At 60.5% G+C, this 16957-nt stretch carries 15 protein-coding genes; 7 read left to right on the top strand and 8 right to left on the bottom strand.

From position 1 onward, the window contains the following. Positions 1–203: 203 nt before the first annotated feature. Entirely contained in the window at positions 204–1607 is a 1404-nt protein-coding gene (locus HU727_RS09780) for a COG3014 family protein (RefSeq protein ID WP_186530883.1), read from the bottom strand. Positions 1608–1773: 166 nt separating this feature from the next. Here HU727_RS09780 and HU727_RS09775 point away from each other — a divergent pair, with 166 nt between their 5' ends. Beyond that, positions 1774–3672 (top strand): FTR1 family protein, encoded by a 1899-nt coding sequence (locus HU727_RS09775; RefSeq protein WP_186530881.1) that lies wholly within the window; start codon positions 1774–1776, stop codon positions 3670–3672. 102 nt (positions 3673–3774) lie between these two features. Further along, on the top strand, positions 3775–4230 hold the full coding sequence (locus tag HU727_RS09770) for a YaiI/YqxD family protein (protein WP_186530879.1): 456 nt from the start codon (positions 3775–3777) through the stop codon (positions 4228–4230). Between the two features lie 128 nt (positions 4231–4358). On the opposite strand, the gene elbB is transcribed toward HU727_RS09770, so the two are convergent. Both elbB and HU727_RS09760 read right to left on the bottom strand, forming a co-directional pair. Next, a complete protein-coding gene (elbB, locus tag HU727_RS09765; protein ID WP_186530878.1) occupies positions 4359–5027 on the bottom strand; it encodes an isoprenoid biosynthesis glyoxalase ElbB in 669 nt (222 codons plus the stop codon). Positions 5028–5196: 169 nt separating this feature from the next. Continuing rightward, on the bottom strand, positions 5197–5856 hold the full coding sequence (locus tag HU727_RS09760) for a DedA family protein (protein WP_186530877.1): 660 nt from the start codon (positions 5854–5856) through the stop codon (positions 5197–5199). Positions 5857–6063: 207 nt separating this feature from the next. Between HU727_RS09760 and hemB the strand changes: the two genes are divergently transcribed. Further along, a complete protein-coding gene (hemB, locus tag HU727_RS09755) occupies positions 6064–7077 on the top strand; it encodes a porphobilinogen synthase (protein WP_186530876.1) in 1014 nt (337 codons plus the stop codon). Between the two features lie 18 nt (positions 7078–7095). After that, complete coding sequence (gene ppk1, locus HU727_RS09750; RefSeq protein ID WP_186530875.1) at positions 7096–9321, top strand: polyphosphate kinase 1; 2226 nt, start codon at positions 7096–7098, stop codon at positions 9319–9321. Between the two features lie 152 nt (positions 9322–9473). Here the strand turns inward: ppk1 and ppx are convergent, their stop codons facing one another. From ppx to HU727_RS09725, 5 genes are all read right to left on the bottom strand, one after another. After that, positions 9474–10976, bottom strand: coding sequence for an exopolyphosphatase (ppx, locus tag HU727_RS09745; protein ID WP_186530874.1), 1503 nt, complete (start codon positions 10974–10976; stop codon positions 9474–9476). Between the two features lie 207 nt (positions 10977–11183). Then, on the bottom strand, positions 11184–11921 hold the full coding sequence (locus tag HU727_RS09740) for an amino acid ABC transporter ATP-binding protein (protein ID WP_186530872.1): 738 nt from the start codon (positions 11919–11921) through the stop codon (positions 11184–11186). Continuing rightward, a complete protein-coding gene (locus HU727_RS09735; RefSeq protein ID WP_186530870.1) occupies positions 11908–12558 on the bottom strand; it encodes an amino acid ABC transporter permease in 651 nt (216 codons plus the stop codon). The genes HU727_RS09740 and HU727_RS09735 overlap by 14 nt, the downstream gene beginning before the upstream one ends. Then, positions 12555–13223 (bottom strand): amino acid ABC transporter permease, encoded by a 669-nt coding sequence (locus HU727_RS09730; RefSeq protein ID WP_186530868.1) that lies wholly within the window; start codon positions 13221–13223, stop codon positions 12555–12557. Before HU727_RS09730 ends, HU727_RS09735 begins: the two co-directional genes overlap by 4 nt. Before the next feature lie 21 nt (positions 13224–13244). After that, positions 13245–14030 carry a transporter substrate-binding domain-containing protein gene (locus tag HU727_RS09725; protein WP_186530866.1) on the bottom strand — a complete coding sequence of 262 codons (786 nt, stop codon included), beginning with the start codon at positions 14028–14030 and terminating at the stop codon, positions 13245–13247. Between the two features lie 256 nt (positions 14031–14286). On the opposite strand from HU727_RS09725, the gene HU727_RS09720 reads away from it, so the two are divergent. From HU727_RS09720 to rho, 3 genes are all read left to right on the top strand, one after another. Continuing rightward, positions 14287–14991 (top strand): FadR/GntR family transcriptional regulator, encoded by a 705-nt coding sequence (locus HU727_RS09720; RefSeq protein WP_186530864.1) that lies wholly within the window; start codon positions 14287–14289, stop codon positions 14989–14991. Between the two features lie 120 nt (positions 14992–15111). Further along, a complete protein-coding gene (gene trxA / locus HU727_RS09715; protein ID WP_003206727.1) occupies positions 15112–15441 on the top strand; it encodes a thioredoxin TrxA in 330 nt (109 codons plus the stop codon). Between the two features lie 247 nt (positions 15442–15688). Continuing rightward, the gene (gene rho / locus HU727_RS09710) at positions 15689–16948 is read left to right on the top strand and encodes a transcription termination factor Rho (protein WP_057712815.1); all 1260 of its coding nucleotides are present in this window, start codon (positions 15689–15691) and stop codon (positions 16946–16948) included. Positions 16949–16957: the final 9 nt, after the last annotated feature.

Below are 16957 nucleotides of genomic sequence, written 5' to 3'. Positions count from 1 at the left end.
ACTTCTTCCCTGAGTAACGATAACTTGCAGCCGCGGGTGCTGGTCGGGCTGGTGGGGACCTATCGACGGTGGCGTTGGCCTCCTGCCAATTCCTCATGTGTGAGGAGCTTTGATGCCGGCTCGCTGGGCGAGGGCGCGGCATTATAAGCGCGGGGTGATGGCTATGTAATATCTTTTTAATGGCCTAACGAACGGTCGCGCCATCATCTGGTCAAGTTGTTCACGACGCGTTCGGCCACTGTTTTGCCGGGCCCGAACGCGCTGCCATTGGCGAAAACCCGATCGCCGAGGGCGCGCAGGGTGATGACCTGGCGGTTCTGATCAATCCGGATCTTCAGCGGCGCGGCGCTGTTGAGGTGGGGCAGGGTGAGCGTGTGTTCACCTTTCTTCAGGCGCAGGCGCAGCACCTGAGTCAGGTTGGGCAGTGTGCGCCAGGTACGCGTATCGGCCTGTTCGAAACCATCCCAATGGGTCACGTACGATGCTTTGCTCGGGTCGCGTCGGTTGTCGGTGGCTTGCACATCGGCTGCCAGAAAGGCTCTGTAGGTGGTGCGCTGGATGATGCCGGGCATGTCATCGCGCAGCGTCCGCAAGGACATGTCGGTGATACTGTTGACCGGGATCAGTTTCTTCTGGCGTCCATCGATGCCGATCTGACTGAACGACCGCGTCGAAGTGTCGGGCACCATCACCGGGAACGAGATGTTGGCGACAATGACCTGACCGTCTGCCAGCTTCACCGGGTACGGCACACGCAGCGAACTGCGTGCGGGAGCGAGGCCGCTTTGCACGATAATCAGCACGTCGCTTTCGTCACCCTTGAGGCCGGGACTGTCGAGGTCGCGCAATGCCTGCTGGAAGAACGGCAGGTCCGGGCGTAATTCGATGGCGTGGCGATAGCCGGGCGCGGCGAGATTCTTTTCCCCGAGCGCTTCATAGGTAAAGCCTGCGAGGTAGTGACTGAACGCGCTTTGGTAACCGTTCTTCAAGGCGATCACCGCCGGCGCGTCCAGCATGACTACCGGATAGCCCTGCAGATCCTTGTAGTGCACGCGCACGCCTTGCTGTTTCGCTACCTCTTCGACGCGCTCATATTCGAGCTCGCGCTGCCGGGCGATCAGCGCTTCGCGCTCATGGGTTTTCTTGATGTCGGCGCGGGCACCGTCGAAATCATTCACGGCCAGCTGGTTGAGGGCCATCTGCGTGGTCAGCATGACTTTTTCATAGTCATAGCCATCGTAGCGCCGCAGCTTGTCATTGATGATGCTGCCCCAGTGATTACCCATGGCGGTCAAGAGCTTGTCCCCCGTGGTTTCAATGGTGTCCTGGCGTTCGACCACCATTTGCTCGGCACTGCGCCATGCCGCCTGACTCTGCGGCAGTTCGCCGCCCGCACTCAATACCGCGCCTTTCTCGAAGTAATAGAGCAGATCCTTTTGCTCGTCCGGGTTATGCGCTTCGATCAAAGCCAGTGAGCCGGCGACATTGCCTTGCTTCAATTGCTCGGTGGTCTGTTCCAGCTCCAGATCGTAATTGCGATAAGCCGCGCAACCCGCCAGTTGTGTAATGGCGGTCAGCAGCAGGGTAAGCAGAAGGCAAGGGCGCATTGAAGGGGTCTTCCTTGAACAAAGCGGGAGCATTACGTTATTGGAGCCGATGGTGGCACATCGCTTCAGCGATATGAATCATTCGCTGTCAACACCGACAAAGCTTGAGGGAAACGTCTGCGAAGTGAACAATATGTAACTTCGCATTTCCATTTGAGATTCGTTCATGACTGCCTCGTCCCGATTGCTGGGCTGGCTGCTGCTCCCGTTATTGTCCCTGAGCAGCCTGCCGCTGCTGGCCGATACCGTGGAAGGCGCGCCGCAAGCGTTGCACCTGCTCGATTACATCAGTGCCGATTACCCGCCGACGGTCGCGGAGGGAAAAGTCATCGACGACGGCGAATACCGCGAACAGCTGGAATTCACTCAGGTTCTGCAAGGACTGGTCGCCGCTTTGCCGGCCAGGCCGGAAAAAGCCGCGCTGGAACAGGGCGTCAAGTCTTTGCATGCCGCCATCAGTGCGAAGCAGGAGGGCGCCGATGTCGCCCGTCAGGCACGCCAGTTGGGCGCGAAACTTGCCGTGGCCTATGAAGTCACCCAGGCACCGATCATCACCCCGGATCCCGCGCGTGGTGCGCCGTTATACGCGCAGAACTGCTCGGTATGCCACGGTGACACGGGTGCTGGTGACGGCCCAGCAGGCGTTGGTCTGACACCCGCCCCAGCCAACCTGCGCGACGCGACGCGGATGGATCACCTGAGCTTGTACGCGATTTACAGCACCCTCGGCCAAGGCGTCGAGGGCACCGACATGCCGGCGTTTGCCGATCAGCTCGATGATCGCCAGCGCTGGGACCTGGCCACTTACATCGCCGGGTTCAGTGCGGATGCGGCAGCGGCCAAGGCCGACAAGGTCTACAACATCGCCGATCTGGCCCGACAAACCCCGGCCGAAGTGCAGGCTGCCGAAGGGGCGCAGGTTGCGGCGACGTTCCGGGCTCAACGCGCGCAGCCGCCGCAGGTCAAGCGCGGCCCGGCGCAGTTGCTCGATTACACCGCCGCCACGCTGGACAAGAGCCGCGCGGCGTACCGGGCGGGTGAACACGATCAGGCTTACGATCTTTCTGTGGCGGCGTACCTGGAAGGCTTTGAACTGGTCGAAAGCTCGCTGGATAACGTCGACGCCAACGTGCGCAAGGACACCGAAAAATCGCTGATGGCGTACAGGCAGTCGCTGCAGGATGGTCTCCCGGTCGAACAGGCCGAGCAGCGTCTGGAAGCGGCGAAGGCCAAACTCAAGGAATCGGCCAGCCTGCTTGGCAGCGATGGCCTGAGTGTGTCGCTGAGCTACATCTCCGGTCTGCTGATTCTGCTCCGCGAAGGCCTGGAAGCGATTCTGGTGCTGGCGGCGATTCTTGCTTTCCTGCGCAATACCGGCCAGCAGTCGGCAGTGCGAAGCGTCAATGTCGGCTGGGGCCTGGCGTTGCTGGCGGGCTTGGGCACCTGGGCGTTGGCGGCGTATGTGATCGATGTCAGCGGTTCGCAGCGTGAGCTCCTGGAGGGCGCCACTGCGCTGTTTGCCAGCGTCATGGTGCTGTGGCTCGGCGTGTGGATGCACGACCGCCGCCATGCCGCCGCCTGGCAGGATTACATCAAGAGCAGCCTGGTGGGCGGCGGTGGCCGTTTCGGCTTTGCGATCCTCGCGTTTTTCTCGGTGTATCGCGAACTGTTCGAGGTGATCCTGTTCTACGAAACCCTGTGGCTGCAGGCCGGGCCCGCCGGACACAACGCCGTGCTCGCCGGCGGTGCGACGGCACTGGTGCTGCTGGTCGGTCTCGCCTGGGTGATTCTGCGCGGTTCGGCGAAACTGCCGCTGACGCTGTTCTTCAGCATCAACGCCGCGCTGCTGTGCGCGCTGTCGGTGGTGTTCGCCGGGCACGGCGTGAAGGCGTTGCAGGAAGCCGGAATCTTCGGTACGCGGCCGGTGGCGTTCTTCGAGTTTGATTGGCTTGGCATACATGCCGACGCCTATTCGCTGATCGCGCAAGCGGTGGCGATTCTGGCGATTGTCGTGTTGTATGGGCGTAGTTGGGTGGCTGAGAAGCGTCGGGTTTCAGCTGCTTAAGGCATTCGCTGCGCTCACATTCGCGAGCAGGCTCGCTCCTACAGGGAGGGTATGTACTCTGTGGGAGCGAGCCTGCTCGCGAACTTTTTGGAGGTAAGAAATATGCGTGTATGGATCGATGCCGATGCCTGCCCGCGGGCCGCGAAGGACCTGGTGGTGAAGTTCGCGCTCAAGCGTCAGTTCGAAGTGGTGCTGGTGGCCGGGCAGCCGCAGACCAAGCCAGGGTTGGCCATCGTCAAGTTGATCGTGGTGCCGAGCGGGCCGGATGCGGCGGATGATTATCTGGTCGAGCGCGCGGTGCCGGGCGAGCTGGTGATTTGCAGTGATATTCCGCTGGCCGATCGCTTGGTCAAGAAGGGTGTTGCAGCGCTGGATCCGCGCGGCAAGGAATTCGATGCACAGAACATGGGCGAGCGATTGGCGGTGCGTAATCTGTTTACCGACTTAAGGGAGCAGGGCCAGGTGAGCGGCGGGCCGGCACCGTTTGGTGAGCGGGAGAAACAGGCGTTTGCCAATGCGCTGGACCGGATCCTGACCCGGCTCACCCGCAAACCTTGAGGCTTGCACAAATCGCTGTGGGAGCGAGCCTGCTCGCGAAGGCGTCGTATCAGACAGAATTAATTGAATGACACTCCGCTGTCGCGAGCAGGCCCGCTCCCACAGTTGGGTTTGCGTGCAGTCAGGGATCAGGTGTCGTTTTCGTGGGTCAGTTCGAGCACGCGGTCGACCAGTTTGTTTATCCCCGAAGCCGCTTCACTGATGGTCTGCGCCAGCATGTACGCCGGGGTAGTGACCAGCTTGCGCGCCTTGTCTTCGACGATTTCCGTCACGGCGCATTCTTCGTGGGTGGCGCCCATTTTGTTCATCGCCGCAGCGGTGTCGGCATCGTTGCCGATGGTGCAGGTCACGCCGGGGCCATAGATTTTTGCCGCCAGCGCCGGTGAGATGCAGATCAGCCCGACCGGTTTGCCGGCTTCGGCAAACGCCTCGGCCAGGGCCAGAACTTCGGGCTGCACGGTGCAGCCTGCGCCTTCGATGGCGAAGTTCGACAGGTTCTTCGCTGCCCCGAAACCTCCGGGCACGATCAGCGCATCGAAGTCTTCGACATCGGCGTCGCGGATGTCCTTGACGTTGCCGCGAGCAATCCGCGCCGATTCCACGAGCACGTTGCGCGATTCCGGCATTTCTTCACCGGTCAGGTGATTGATCACATGCAACTGCGCGATGTTCGGTGCGAAACACTGCACGTGCGCGCCGCGTTGGTCGAGGCGCAGCAGGGTGATGACGCTTTCCTGGATTTCGGCGCCGTCGTACACGCCACTGCCGGACAGGATCACTGCAACTTTTTTGCTCATGGGCTTCTCTCCAGATTCATGGCGCTCAATGTCCCTCAAATCGTCGCGCGTTGCCATAGGCTCATGACGACGACACGCAGGGGGGCAGAGCGCTCTCTCAATGGATCGCAACGGCGGCGGGGTGTTCATTATTTGGCGTGGTTGCGTATGGCAACCGCCAGCGAAATGCTTATTCGGCTGGCGTTTTCGGCCCGGCAGGCTGTGTCGATTCGGCTTGGCGCAGCTGTTCAGCCTCGGCGGCCTTGGCAATCTGCTCGTCCTGATGCACCTGTTTTGCCAATCGCGCATTCTTGAACCGACGGCGCAGCCACAAGCCCAGCCCGAGCAGCAGCAAGGCGCCAAGCACCCACAGCTCATACTTCTTGATGCTGCCGAGCATGCCTTCCAGCACTGCGCCGAAATGATAGGCTGCAGCGGCCAGCGCGGTGGCCCAGATCGCGGCGCCGATGCCGTTGAGCACCAGATAGCGTCCCGGCGGATAGCCCGACAGCCCGATGGCCACCGGCATCACCGTGCGCAAGCCGTAGACGAAGCGAAAGCTCAGGACCCAGATGTCCGGATGCTTGCGAATGTGCTCAAGCGCCCGGTCGCCCATCATCTGCCAGCGGGGTTTGCGCGCCAGCAACTTGCGCCCGTGCTTGCGGCCCATGAAGTACCACAGCTGATCCCCGGCATAGCTGCCGAAGAACGCCACAACCACCACCAGGTTGATGTCCATGTATCCGCGGAACGCGAGGAAGCCTGCGAGCACCAGAATGGTTTCGCCTTCGAAGAACGTGCCGAGGAACAAGGCAAAGTAGCCAAAGTCATGCAGAAATTGTTGGAGCATTGTCTGGGTGCTGGCGAAATGAACGCGCAGCCTAACCCTTCGGACACATTCATGAAAGTGTCCAAATGTGTCTCGACGTGAACATTTCCTGCCCCGACAATGGATTGCGGCCACCTGTCACAGGGCACACACAACTGTCATCTGTTGGTCATAATGGCCGTCTATAACTGTCACGCTCGCCCGTTTGCGCGGGCTCAGGAGTCTGCCGTGAGCTTTACCCCCGCCAACCGTCTGTTCCCTGCGACCCGTCTGCGCCGCAACCGCCGCGATGAATTTTCGCGTCGCCTGGTCAGGGAAAATGTTCTGACGGTCGATGACCTGATCCTGCCGGTGTTTGTGCTCGACGGTGAAAACCGCCGCGAAGCTGTAGCCTCGATGCCAGGTGTAGAGCGGATGAGCATCGACCTGCTGCTTGAAGAAGCCGCGAAATGGGTCGAGCTGGGCATTCCGGCGCTGGCGCTGTTCCCGGTGACCCCGCCCGAACTGAAATCCCTCGACGCCGCCGAAGCCTGGAACCCCGAGGGCATTGCCCAGCGCGCCACCCGCGCCCTGCGTGAGCGTTTCCCTGAACTGGGTGTGATCACCGACGTGGCGCTGGATCCGTTCACCACTCACGGTCAGGACGGCATTCTCGACGAAGACGGCTACGTACAGAACGACATCACCGTCGATGCGCTGGTGCGCCAGGCGTTGTCTCATGCCGAAGCCGGCGCGCAGGTGGTTGCGCCCTCGGACATGATGGACGGTCGCATCCAGGCCATCCGCGAAGCGCTGGAAATTGCCGGTCACGTCAACGTGCGCATCATGGCCTACTCGGCCAAGTACGCCAGCGCCTATTACGGGCCGTTCCGCGATGCAGTGGGGTCGGCGTCGAACCTCGGCAAAGCGAACAAGGCGTCCTATCAGATGGACCCGGCCAACAGCGATGAAGCGCTGCACGAAGTCGGTGCGGACTTGTCTGAAGGCGCGGACATGGTCATGGTCAAACCGGGCATGCCCTACCTGGACATTCTTTTTCGGGTCAAAGATGCCTTCAAGGTGCCGACCTTCGTCTATCAGGTCAGTGGCGAATACGCCATGCACATGGCCGCCATCCAGAATGGCTGGTTGAGCGAAGCGGTGATCCTCGAGTCATTGACCGCCTTTAAACGTGCCGGTGCAGATGGCATCCTGACTTACTTTGCCGTTCGTGCCGCTCAATTGTTACGAGAGCAGAAATAGCCCTCCCAGGAACATTCCATGAATACCGAAGGACTCACTGAAGTTGCCGTAAAAGAAGCTCAGCCGGTGGTCGAGCAAATCACCGAAACCCCGCCGGAACTGGAACCTGCGCCGCCCGCGCCGGTGGCCGAAGCCGCTGCGGCGGTGCCGGCGATTGCCATCCCGGGTCTGGATGACAGCAGCCTGTACATCCACCGCGAGCTTTCGCAATTGCAGTTCAACATCCGCGTGCTGGAACAGGCGCTGGACGAGTCCTATCCGTTGCTGGAGCGGTTGAAGTTTCTGCTGATCTTCTCCAGCAACCTCGACGAATTCTTCGAAATCCGCGTCGCCGGGCTGAAAAAGCAAATCACCTTCGCCCGTGAGCAGGCCGGGGCCGATGGTTTGCAGCCGCATCAGGCGCTGGCGCGGATCAGCGAGCTGGTTCACGGACATGTTGATCGCCAGTACGCGATCCTCAATGACATTCTGTTGCCGGAGCTGGAAAAGCATCAGGTGCGCTTCATCCGTCGGCGCAACTGGACGACCAAACTCAAGACCTGGGTGCGCCGCTATTTCCGCGACGAGATTGCGCCGATCATCACCCCGATCGGCCTCGACCCGACGCACCCGTTCCCGTTGCTGGTGAACAAAAGCCTGAACTTCATCGTCGAGCTGGAAGGTATCGATGCCTTCGGTCGCGATTCGGGTCTGGCGATCATCCCTGCGCCGCGTCTGCTGCCGCGGATCATCAAGGTGCCGGAAGAGGTTGGTGGGGCTGGCGACAACTATGTGTTCCTGTCGTCGATGATCCACGCTCACGCCGATGACCTGTTCCAGGGCATGAAGGTCAAGGGCTGCTACCAGTTCCGTCTGACCCGAAATGCCGATTTGGCGCTCGACTCCGAAGACGTCGAAGACTTGGCCCGCGCACTGCGCGGCGAATTGTTCTCGCGTCGTTACGGCGATGCGGTGCGTCTGGAAGTGGCCGACACCTGCCCAAAACACCTCTCGGATTACCTGCTCAAGCAATTCAACCTGAGCGAAACCGAGCTGTATCAGGTCAACGGCCCGGTCAACCTGACCCGCCTGTTCAGTATCACCGGTCTGGACAGTCATCCAGAGCTGCAATACACGCCGTTCACCCCGCAGATCCCGAAACTGCTGCAGAACAGCGAAAACATTTTCAGCGTGGTCAGCAAGCAGGACATCCTCTTGCTGCACCCCTTCGAATCCTTCACCCCGGTGGTCGACCTGCTGCGTCAGGCCGCAAAAGATCCGCATGTACTGGCAGTTCGGCAAACGCTGTACCGCTCCGGCGCCAACTCCGAAATCGTCGATGCACTGGTCGACGCTGCGCGCAACGGCAAGGAAGTGACGGCGGTCATCGAGCTGCGTGCACGCTTCGATGAAGAGTCCAACCTGCAACTGGCCAGCCGTCTGCAGGCCGCGGGCGCAGTGGTGATCTACGGCGTGGTCGGCTTCAAGACCCACGCCAAGATGATGCTGATTCTGCGTCGTGAGGCTGGCGAAATCGTCCGTTATGCGCACCTTGGCACCGGTAACTATCACGCCGGTAACGCCAAGCTTTACACCGACTACAGCTTGCTGACCTCCGACGATGCCTTGTGCGAAGACGTCGGTAAACTGTTCAGCCAGTTGATCGGCATGGGCAAGACGCTGCGCATGAAGAAGCTGCTGCATGCGCCGTTCACCCTGAAGAAGGGCATGCTCGACATGATTGCCCGGGAAACCCAGTTCGCCATTGACGGCAAACCGGCGCACATCATTGCCAAGTTCAACTCGCTGACCGATCCGAAGATCATCCGCGCGCTGTACAAGGCCAGCCAGTCGGGCGTGCGCATCGATCTGGTGGTGCGTGGCATGTGCTGCCTGCGCCCGGGCATTGCGGGGGTCTCGCACAACATCCACGTGCGCTCGATCATCGGCCGTTTCCTGGAGCACACGCGGGTGTTCTACTTCCTCAACGGCGGCGAAGAGCAGATGTTTCTGTCCAGCGCCGATTGGATGGAGCGCAACCTCGACAAGCGTGTCGAGACCTGCTTCCCGGTGGAAGGCAAGAAGCTGCTGACCCGGGTCAAGAAGGAGCTCGAGCTGTATCTGACCGACAACACCCACAGCTGGAGCCTGCAGTCGGATGGCCGTTACATCCGCAACACGCCCACCGGTAACCAGAACCCGCGCAGCGCGCAGGCGACGTTGCTGGAGCGTTTGGGCAGCCCGATCCTGCCGGTGAGCAGCTGACTTCAGGGCAATAAAAAAGGCGATCCCACGGATCGCCTTTTTTGTGCCTGATTTCCCCACCTGTAGGAGCTGTCGAGTAAAACGAGGCTGCGATCTTTTGATCTTGCTTTTCATAAACAAGATCGAAATCGCATGGCGTTTCTCGACAGATGTCAGCGAACGGTGAGGACGATGCCCACCCGCGTCAGCCAATCCGCTTCAAGGCCGAAGTCCGCCTGGGTCAGTTGATTCTCTTCCAGCCAGTGCTCGGGGAACTGCACATCCAGGTTTTCGCCACGGGCATACAGCGTCACCTCTGGCATCGTCTGGGTCCCGCGAATGTGATGGAACAGGATCGCGAAGCGCAGCAGCACGCACAGGCGGATCAGTTTGATCCCGTCGTCGCCGAACTCGGCAAATTTGTCCTTGGGAATGTTGCGGCGATGACCGCGCACCAGCAGGGCGAGCATTTGCTGGTCTACACGGGAGAACCCGGCCAGGTCGGAGTGCTCGATCAGATAAGCGCCGTGCTTGTGATAATGGTAATGAGCGATGTCGAGACCGACTTCGTGCACTTTTGCCGCCCAGCCAAGCAGTTCACGCCAGATGCCGTCGTCCAGCTCCCAGTCCGAGGCCACCTGATCGAAGGCGTGCAGGGCTTTGCGCTCGACCCGCGCGGCCTGTTCCAGATCGACGTGATAGCGCTCCATCAGCGAGGTCAGGGTGCGCTCGCGCACGTCTTCGTGATGGTGGCGACCCAGCAGGTCATACAGCACGCCTTCGCGTAGCGCGCCTTCGCAATGATCCATGCGTTGCAGTTCGAGGGCGTCGAAAATGGCTTCGAGAATGGCCAGGCCTGCGGGAAAAATCGCCCGGCGATCAGGCTTGATGCCTTCGAAATCAATCTTGTCGGTATCCCCCAGCTTGAACAGCTTGCGCTTGAGCCATGCCAGACCTTCGGCGTTAACTTCGCCAGTGCCGTGGCCGCCGGCCTTCAGTGCCAGACCGATCGCGCGGATCGTGCCCGATGAGCCGATGGCTTCATCCCAGGTCAGGCGATGCAGGGCGTGCTCGATGCTCATGATCTCCAGCCGCGCTGCGGTATACGCCTGGGCGTAGCGGGCCGGGGTGATCTTGCCGTCCTTGAAGTAGCGCTGAGTGAAGCTGACGCAGCCCATTTGCAGGCTTTCGCGCAGCAGCGGTTCGAAACGCTGGCCGATGATGAATTCGGTGCTGCCGCCGCCAATGTCGGCGACCAGACGTTTGCCCGGGGTGTCGGCGAGGGTGTGCGACACGCCGAGATAGATCAGGCGCGCCTCTTCACGGCCGGAAATGACTTCCACCGGATGGCCAAGGATTTCTTCGGCGCGATGGATGAACTCGACACGGTTGCGCGCTTCACGCAAGGCGTTGGTGCCAACGATGCGCACGGCGCCCAGAGGCATGCCGTTGATCAGCTGGGCAAAACGCTTGAGGCAATCGAGGCCGCGTTGCATTGATTCTTCGTTGAGCTGGCGTGCATCGTCGATGCCGGCCGCCAGTTGAACCTTCTCGCCGAGGCGCTCGAGAATGCGGATTTCACCGTTCCGGGCCTTGGCCACGACCATGTGGAAGCTGTTGGAGCCCAGGTCGATCGCGGCGATCAGGGACAGATTCTTGGCTTGGGATTGCGGCATGGTGAGGGGGTCTCGGTCGATAACCCCGACATCGTGCCACGATCAAACGCTGACGCCAACGCGCGCGGCTCAAACCGTTGATTCAGTGCAGAAAGTCTGGAGATCGCGGCGCGGCCATTCGCGAGCAGGCTCGCTCCCACAGGTGACCGCATTCCCATGTGGGAGCGAGCCTGCTCGCGAAGAGGGCATCACTGCCTCAGAAAATCTTCAGGCTGTCGCTTCCACGGTGCCAATAAAATTCGCCAGCTCTGCCGTCTGCGGATTGGCGAACAACACCTTCGGATCCCCCACCTCGTGTACCTTGCCGTGGTGCATGAACACCAGTTTATCCCCGACTTCGCGGGCAAAACGCATCTCATGGGTGACCATGATCAGCGTCATGCCTTCCTTCGCCAGTTGCCGCACCACGCTGAGCACTTCATTGACCAGCTCCGGATCCAGGGCCGAGGTGATCTCATCGCACAGCAGCACTTTCGGCGACATCGCCAACGCCCGGGCAATCGCTACGCGCTGTTGCTGCCCTCCGGATAACCGATCCGGAAAGGCATCGAATTTTTCCCCAAGCCCGACCCGCTCCAGCATCTCGCGCGCCAGCTGCGCAGCCTTGGCTTTCGGCACTTTCTGGACCACCTGCGGCGCGAGCATGACGTTTTCACCCACCGTGAGGTGTGGGAACAGGTTGAACTGCTGGAACACCATGCCGACTTTCTGCCGCAGGCTGCGCAGGTCGGCTCGGGCGGCGTCGAGGTATTCGCCGTCGACTTCGATCACGCCGTCGTTGATCGACTCCAGGCCATTGAGTGTGCGCAACAGGGTCGATTTGCCCGAGCCGCTGCGGCCGATGATTGCCACGACCTGGCCTTCCTCGACGCTCAGGTCGATGCCTTTGAGTACGTGGTGATCGCCGTAGTATTTATGCAGGGCGGAAATTCTAAGCAGAGGCATGCAGTCTCCTTTCCAGGTAGCGCGCACTGAGGGACAAGGGGTAGCAGAGCAAGAAGTAGCCGAGGGCGACGAGGCCATAGACCATGAACGGTTCGAACGTGGCGTTGGCGAGCATGCCGCCGGTCTTGGTCAGTTCGGTGAAACCGATGATCGAGGTCACCGCCGTGCCTTTGACCACTTGCACCGAAAAACCCACGGTCGGCGCCACGGCGATGCGCAGCGCCTGCGGCAGGATCACGTAGCGCAGTTGCTCCAGCGGGTTGAGCGCCAGGCTCGACGAGGCTTCCCACTGCCCGTGGGGAATTGATTCGACGCAACCGCGCCAGATCTCCGCCAGATAGGCGCTGGTGAATAACGTCAGCGCTATTGCAGCTGCCATCCACGGTGAAATCTCTATCCCGGCCAGGGCCACACCGAAGAACACCAAAAACAGCTGCATCAACAGCGGCGTGCCCTGAAACAACTCGATCCAGGTGCGGGCGATGTTGCTCGACAAGGCGTTTTTCGAGATGCGCATCACCAGAATCAGCAGCCCGACGAGGCCGCCGCCAATGAACGCCACCAGAGACAGCGCCAGCGTCCATTGCAGGCCGGTGAGCAGGTTGCGCAGAATGTCCCAGAAAGTGAAATCGCTCACAGGCTGCTCCTTGCGATGAATCGACGTCCGAACCAGTTGAGCAACTGGCGAATCAGCAGCGCCATGCACAGATAAATAAGGGTGGTCAGCGCATAGGTTTCAAACGCGCGAAAGTTGCGCGACTGAATGAAGTTGGCGGCGAAGCTCAACTCTTCGGTGGCGATTTGCGAGCACACTGCCGACCCGAGCATGACGATGATGATCTGGCTGCTCAGGGCCGGCCAGACCTTGCCCAGCGCCGGCAGCAACACTACGTGGCGGAACGCTTCAAAGCGCGTCATTGCCAACGCCGCAGCGGCTTCCAACTGCCCACGCGGGATCGCCTGGATGCCGGCGCGGATGATTTCGGTCGAATAGGCGCCAAGGTTGATCACCATCGCCAGCACCGCCGCCTGCCACTCGGAAATCTGCACGCCGAGCGACGGCAGGCCGAAGAAGATGAAGAACAACTGCACCAGAAACGGCGTGTTGCGGATCAATTCGACGTAAACGCCGAATATTGCCGAAAAAGGGCGGATATTCCACGCTCGCACCAACGCCCCGACAATGCCCACGCCCACGCCGAGCAACGCGCCGATGGCGGTCAGCTCAAGAGTGAACAACGCGCCACGCAGCAGCAGGTCAGTGTTTTCCACCACCGGCAGGAAATCGAACTGATAAGCCATGAAGGTCTCCCGCGCAGTCGATCAGAGATCGGCCGGCAGCGGCTCTTTCAGCCAGGTCTGCGAATTTTTTTCCAGCGCGCCGTCAGCCTTCGCCGTGCTCAGGATGTCGTTGACCTTGGCCAGCAACGCCGCTTCGTTCTTGTTCACGCCGACGTAGACCGGCGAATCCTTGAGCTTCACTTTCAGCGCTGGCACGCGTTTCGGGTTCTTTTCGCTGATCGCGACCATCACCACGTTGCCGCTGGCGATCAGATCGACCTGGCCGGCGAGGTAGGCGGCAATGGTTGAGTTGTTGTCCTCGAAGCGCTTGATGGTCACGCCTTCGGGGGCGACCTTGCTCAGTTCGATGTCTTCGATGGCGCCACGAGTGACGCTGACGGTTTTGCCTTTCAGGTCGTCGAGGGTGGTGATGGTGGCGTCTGGCGGGCCAAACACAGCGAGGTAGAACGGTGCGTAGGCGCGGGAGAAATCGATGACTTTCTCGCGCTCGGCGTTTTTACCGAGGCTGGAAATCACCAGGTCGACCTTGCCGGTGGTCAGGAACGGAATGCGGTTGGTGCTGTTGACCGGAGTCAATTCAAGTTTGACCTTTAGCTGGTCGGCCAGCAGTTTCGCCGTATCGATATCCAGGCCGCGCGGCTTCATGTCCGGGCCGACCGAGCCGAACGGTGGAAAGTCCTGAGGCACGGCGACTTTCAATGTGCCGCGCTTGACCACGTCGTCCAGACCGTCGGCGTGAGCGGGGGCCTGGCACAGCAGCAGGCCGGCAAACAAAGAAGCGAGGAGGGCACTGTAACGCTGGGTCATGGACTATCTCCGGATCGGCGGGAAGTGATTTCTGTGATCGGACAGAGCATGGGCCGTGCCAAGAGCCGGCGTTCGCCTCGGCAGGCCGCGGTATCAGCGGGTTCTTTCGGTCTTACTGGTCTGAACAGTCAGCTCCGTTTACGCACTGCGATGGCGCATCGGTCGCGCGCGCCGAACCCCGCTGGGGCACGACTTGCCGGACTCGGCGAATAGCTTTACAACTAGCCGCACCTTGGCCCTGACGCGTTCGAAAACCATGAATTCGATTTCCCGCGCCGTACCCGAAGTGGCGCTGCAAGCGATCCGCAAACTGATCACCGAACAGGGCTTCGGCCCCGGCGAGGCCTTGCCTTCGCAACGGGATCTGGCGCTGCAACTGGGCGTCAGCCGGGCCTCCTTGCGTGAAGCGCTGTCGTCGCTGAGCGCGTTGGGCGTGGTCAGCATTCAGCCGGGCAAGGGCGTATTCGTGCAACCGCCGGTTGAGCTGCCGCGCGGCGAAGCGCCGGGCTGGCCGTTCGCGGCGCAGGCGTCGCCGCTGGACATCTTCCAGCTGCGCTATGCCCTGGAAGGCTTCGCCGCCGGATTGGCCGCGACAACGTTGAGTACAGTTGATCTGGACGCGCTGGAAGACAATGTCGCGGCGATGCGCGAGCAATTGCGCGTGGGCGACTTTGATGCGGCGGCGAAACTCGACTTCGAATTTCATCGGCGCATCCTGCTCTCCAGCGGCAATCAAGCGATGCTGAGCATCCTCACCGCCAGCGCCGAGCTGTTTCTGGAGAGCCAGAAACTACCGTTCATCCGCGCCGAACGCGCCATGGAAACCTGGCAGGAACACCGCAAGATCCTCCGTGCGCTCGCCCGTCGCGCCTCGGGCGCGGCACAGAAAGCCATGCAGGAACACGTACGCAACGCGGCCCTGCGTACCGGAATCACCTTCATCGCTCCCGCCACGGCGTGACTTGAGCTATACCCAAACTCATCAAGGGCCATAGCAACACTCAATCATCTGCGGCTTCCTGAACACGGGAAGGGCGGCTATGATGGGCCACGTTTTTTTGCTTACAACCTGGAGAATTCCATGAGCAGCGATCTGATCAAACACGTTAGCGACGCTAGCTTCGAAGCCGACGTACTCAAGGCCGAAGGCGCTGTCCTGGTCGACTACTGGGCTGAATGGTGCGGCCCTTGCAAAATGATCGCACCGGTTCTGGACGAGATTGCCGAGACCTACAAGGGCAAGCTGACCGTTGCCAAACTGAACATCGACGAAAACCAGGAAACCCCGGCCAAGCATGGCGTGCGTGGTATCCCGACGCTGATGCTGTTCAAGAACGGCAACGTTGAAGCGACCAAGGTCGGCGCGCTGTCGAAGTCGCAACTGGCGGCGTTCCTCGACGCCAACATCTAAGCGTCGCAGTAAAACGCTTGAAAAAAGCCCCGCAATTGGCGGGGCTTTTTGCGTATTCAGGGCTAGACGCTCCGAAACTCAGGTGGTACATTCGGCCCCGCACTGGTTTCTCCATTGCCCCCTGCTAGCCGTCGCCGACGCACTCCTTTTCGAATTAGTTCGCGATCCTGTCGCCTTCTCCGCGGCGCGGCCTCATTAAGCCAAAAGCTTAATTTCCCCCCTCCATAAATGATTACGTCATTCCTATATGAATCTGACTGAACTCAAGCAAAAGCCGATTACCGAACTGCTCGAATTGGCCGAACAGATGGGCATAGAAAATATGGCCCGTTCGCGCAAGCAGGACGTGATTTTCTCCCTGCTCAAAAAGCACGCTAAAAGCGGCGAGGAAATCTCCGGTGATGGCGTGCTGGAGATTCTCCAGGACGGCTTCGGCTTCCTGCGCTCCGCAGACGCTTCCTACCTCGCCGGCCCTGACGACATCTACGTCTCGCCGAGCCAGATCCGCCGCTTCAACTTGCGCACCGGTGACACCATCGTTGGCAAGATTCGCCCTCCGAAGGAAGGCGAGCGGTATTTCGCCCTGCTCAAGGTCGACACGATCAACTTCGATCGTCCCGAGAACGCGAAGAACAAGATTCTCTTCGAGAACCTGACCCCGCTGTTCCCGACCGTGCGCATGAAGATGGAAGCCGGTAACGGTTCCACCGAAGACCTGACCGGTCGTGTGATCGACCTGTGCGCGCCGATCGGCAAGGGCCAGCGCGGTCTGATCGTAGCGCCGCCGAAAGCCGGCAAGACGATTATGCTGCAGAACATCGCAGCGAACATCGCCCGTAACAACCCTGAAGTTCACCTGATCGTATTGCTGATCGACGAACGTCCGGAAGAAGTGACCGAAATGCAGCGCACCGTGCGCGGCGAAGTGGTGGCCTCGACCTTCGACGAGCCGCCGACCCGTCACGTTCAGGTTGCCGAAATGGTGATCGAGAAGGCCAAGCGCCTGGTCGAACACAAGAAAGACGTGGTGATTCTGCTCGACTCCATCACCCGTCTGGCCCGTGCCTACAACACCGTGATCCCGAGCTCCGGCAAGGTTCTGACCGGTGGTGTCGATGCCCACGCCCTGGAGAAGCCAAAGCGTTTCTTCGGCGCTGCGCGTAACATCGAAGAAGGCGGCTCGCTGACCATTATCGCCACCGCGCTGGTTGAAACCGGCTCGAAGATGGACGAAGTGATCTACGAAGAGTTCAAGGGTACCGGCAACATGGAGCTGCCTCTGGATCGCAGGATCGCCGAGAAGCGTGTGTTCCCGGCCATCAACATCAACCGTTCCGGCACCCGCCGCGAAGAGTTGCTGACTGCCGACGACGAGCTGCAGCGCATGTGGATTTTGCGCAAGCTGCTGCACCCGATGGACGAAATCGCCGCCATTGAGTTCCTGGTCGACAAGCTGAAAACGACCAAGACCAACGACGAGTTCTTTTTGTCGATGAAGCGCAAGTAATACGTAAGC

This window comes from Pseudomonas khorasanensis, assembly GCF_014268505.2.
GTDB classification, from domain to species: domain Bacteria; phylum Pseudomonadota; class Gammaproteobacteria; order Pseudomonadales; family Pseudomonadaceae; genus Aquipseudomonas; species Aquipseudomonas khorasanensis.
Note: the sequence above shows the minus strand (reverse complement) of the source record. Positions and strands in the feature narration are given on the sequence as shown.

What these genes read in the sequence shown, in the direction of transcription:
- trxA (WP_003206727.1), top strand. Translation starts at nt 15,112, where the DNA reads ATGAGCAGCGATCTGATCAAACACGTTAGCGACGCTAGCTTCGAAGCC.
- HU727_RS09720 (WP_186530864.1), top strand. Translation starts at nt 14,287, where the DNA reads ATGAATTCGATTTCCCGCGCCGTACCCGAAGTGGCGCTGCAAGCGATC.
- HU727_RS09760 (WP_186530877.1), bottom strand. Translation starts at nt 5,856, where the DNA reads ATGCTCCAACAATTTCTGCATGACTTTGGCTACTTTGCCTTGTTCCTC.
- HU727_RS09725 (WP_186530866.1), bottom strand. Translation starts at nt 14,030, where the DNA reads ATGACCCAGCGTTACAGTGCCCTCCTCGCTTCTTTGTTTGCCGGCCTG.
- elbB (WP_186530878.1), bottom strand. Translation starts at nt 5,027, where the DNA reads ATGAGCAAAAAAGTTGCAGTGATCCTGTCCGGCAGTGGCGTGTACGAC.
- HU727_RS09780 (WP_186530883.1), bottom strand. Translation starts at nt 1,607, where the DNA reads ATGCGCCCTTGCCTTCTGCTTACCCTGCTGCTGACCGCCATTACACAA.
- HU727_RS09770 (WP_186530879.1), top strand. Translation starts at nt 3,775, where the DNA reads ATGCGTGTATGGATCGATGCCGATGCCTGCCCGCGGGCCGCGAAGGAC.
- rho (WP_057712815.1), top strand. Translation starts at nt 15,689, where the DNA reads ATGAATCTGACTGAACTCAAGCAAAAGCCGATTACCGAACTGCTCGAA.
- ppk1 (WP_186530875.1), top strand. Translation starts at nt 7,096, where the DNA reads ATGAATACCGAAGGACTCACTGAAGTTGCCGTAAAAGAAGCTCAGCCG.
- HU727_RS09740 (WP_186530872.1), bottom strand. Translation starts at nt 11,921, where the DNA reads ATGCCTCTGCTTAGAATTTCCGCCCTGCATAAATACTACGGCGATCAC.
- HU727_RS09730 (WP_186530868.1), bottom strand. Translation starts at nt 13,223, where the DNA reads ATGGCTTATCAGTTCGATTTCCTGCCGGTGGTGGAAAACACTGACCTG.
- ppx (WP_186530874.1), bottom strand. Translation starts at nt 10,976, where the DNA reads ATGCCGCAATCCCAAGCCAAGAATCTGTCCCTGATCGCCGCGATCGAC.
- HU727_RS09775 (WP_186530881.1), top strand. Translation starts at nt 1,774, where the DNA reads ATGACTGCCTCGTCCCGATTGCTGGGCTGGCTGCTGCTCCCGTTATTG.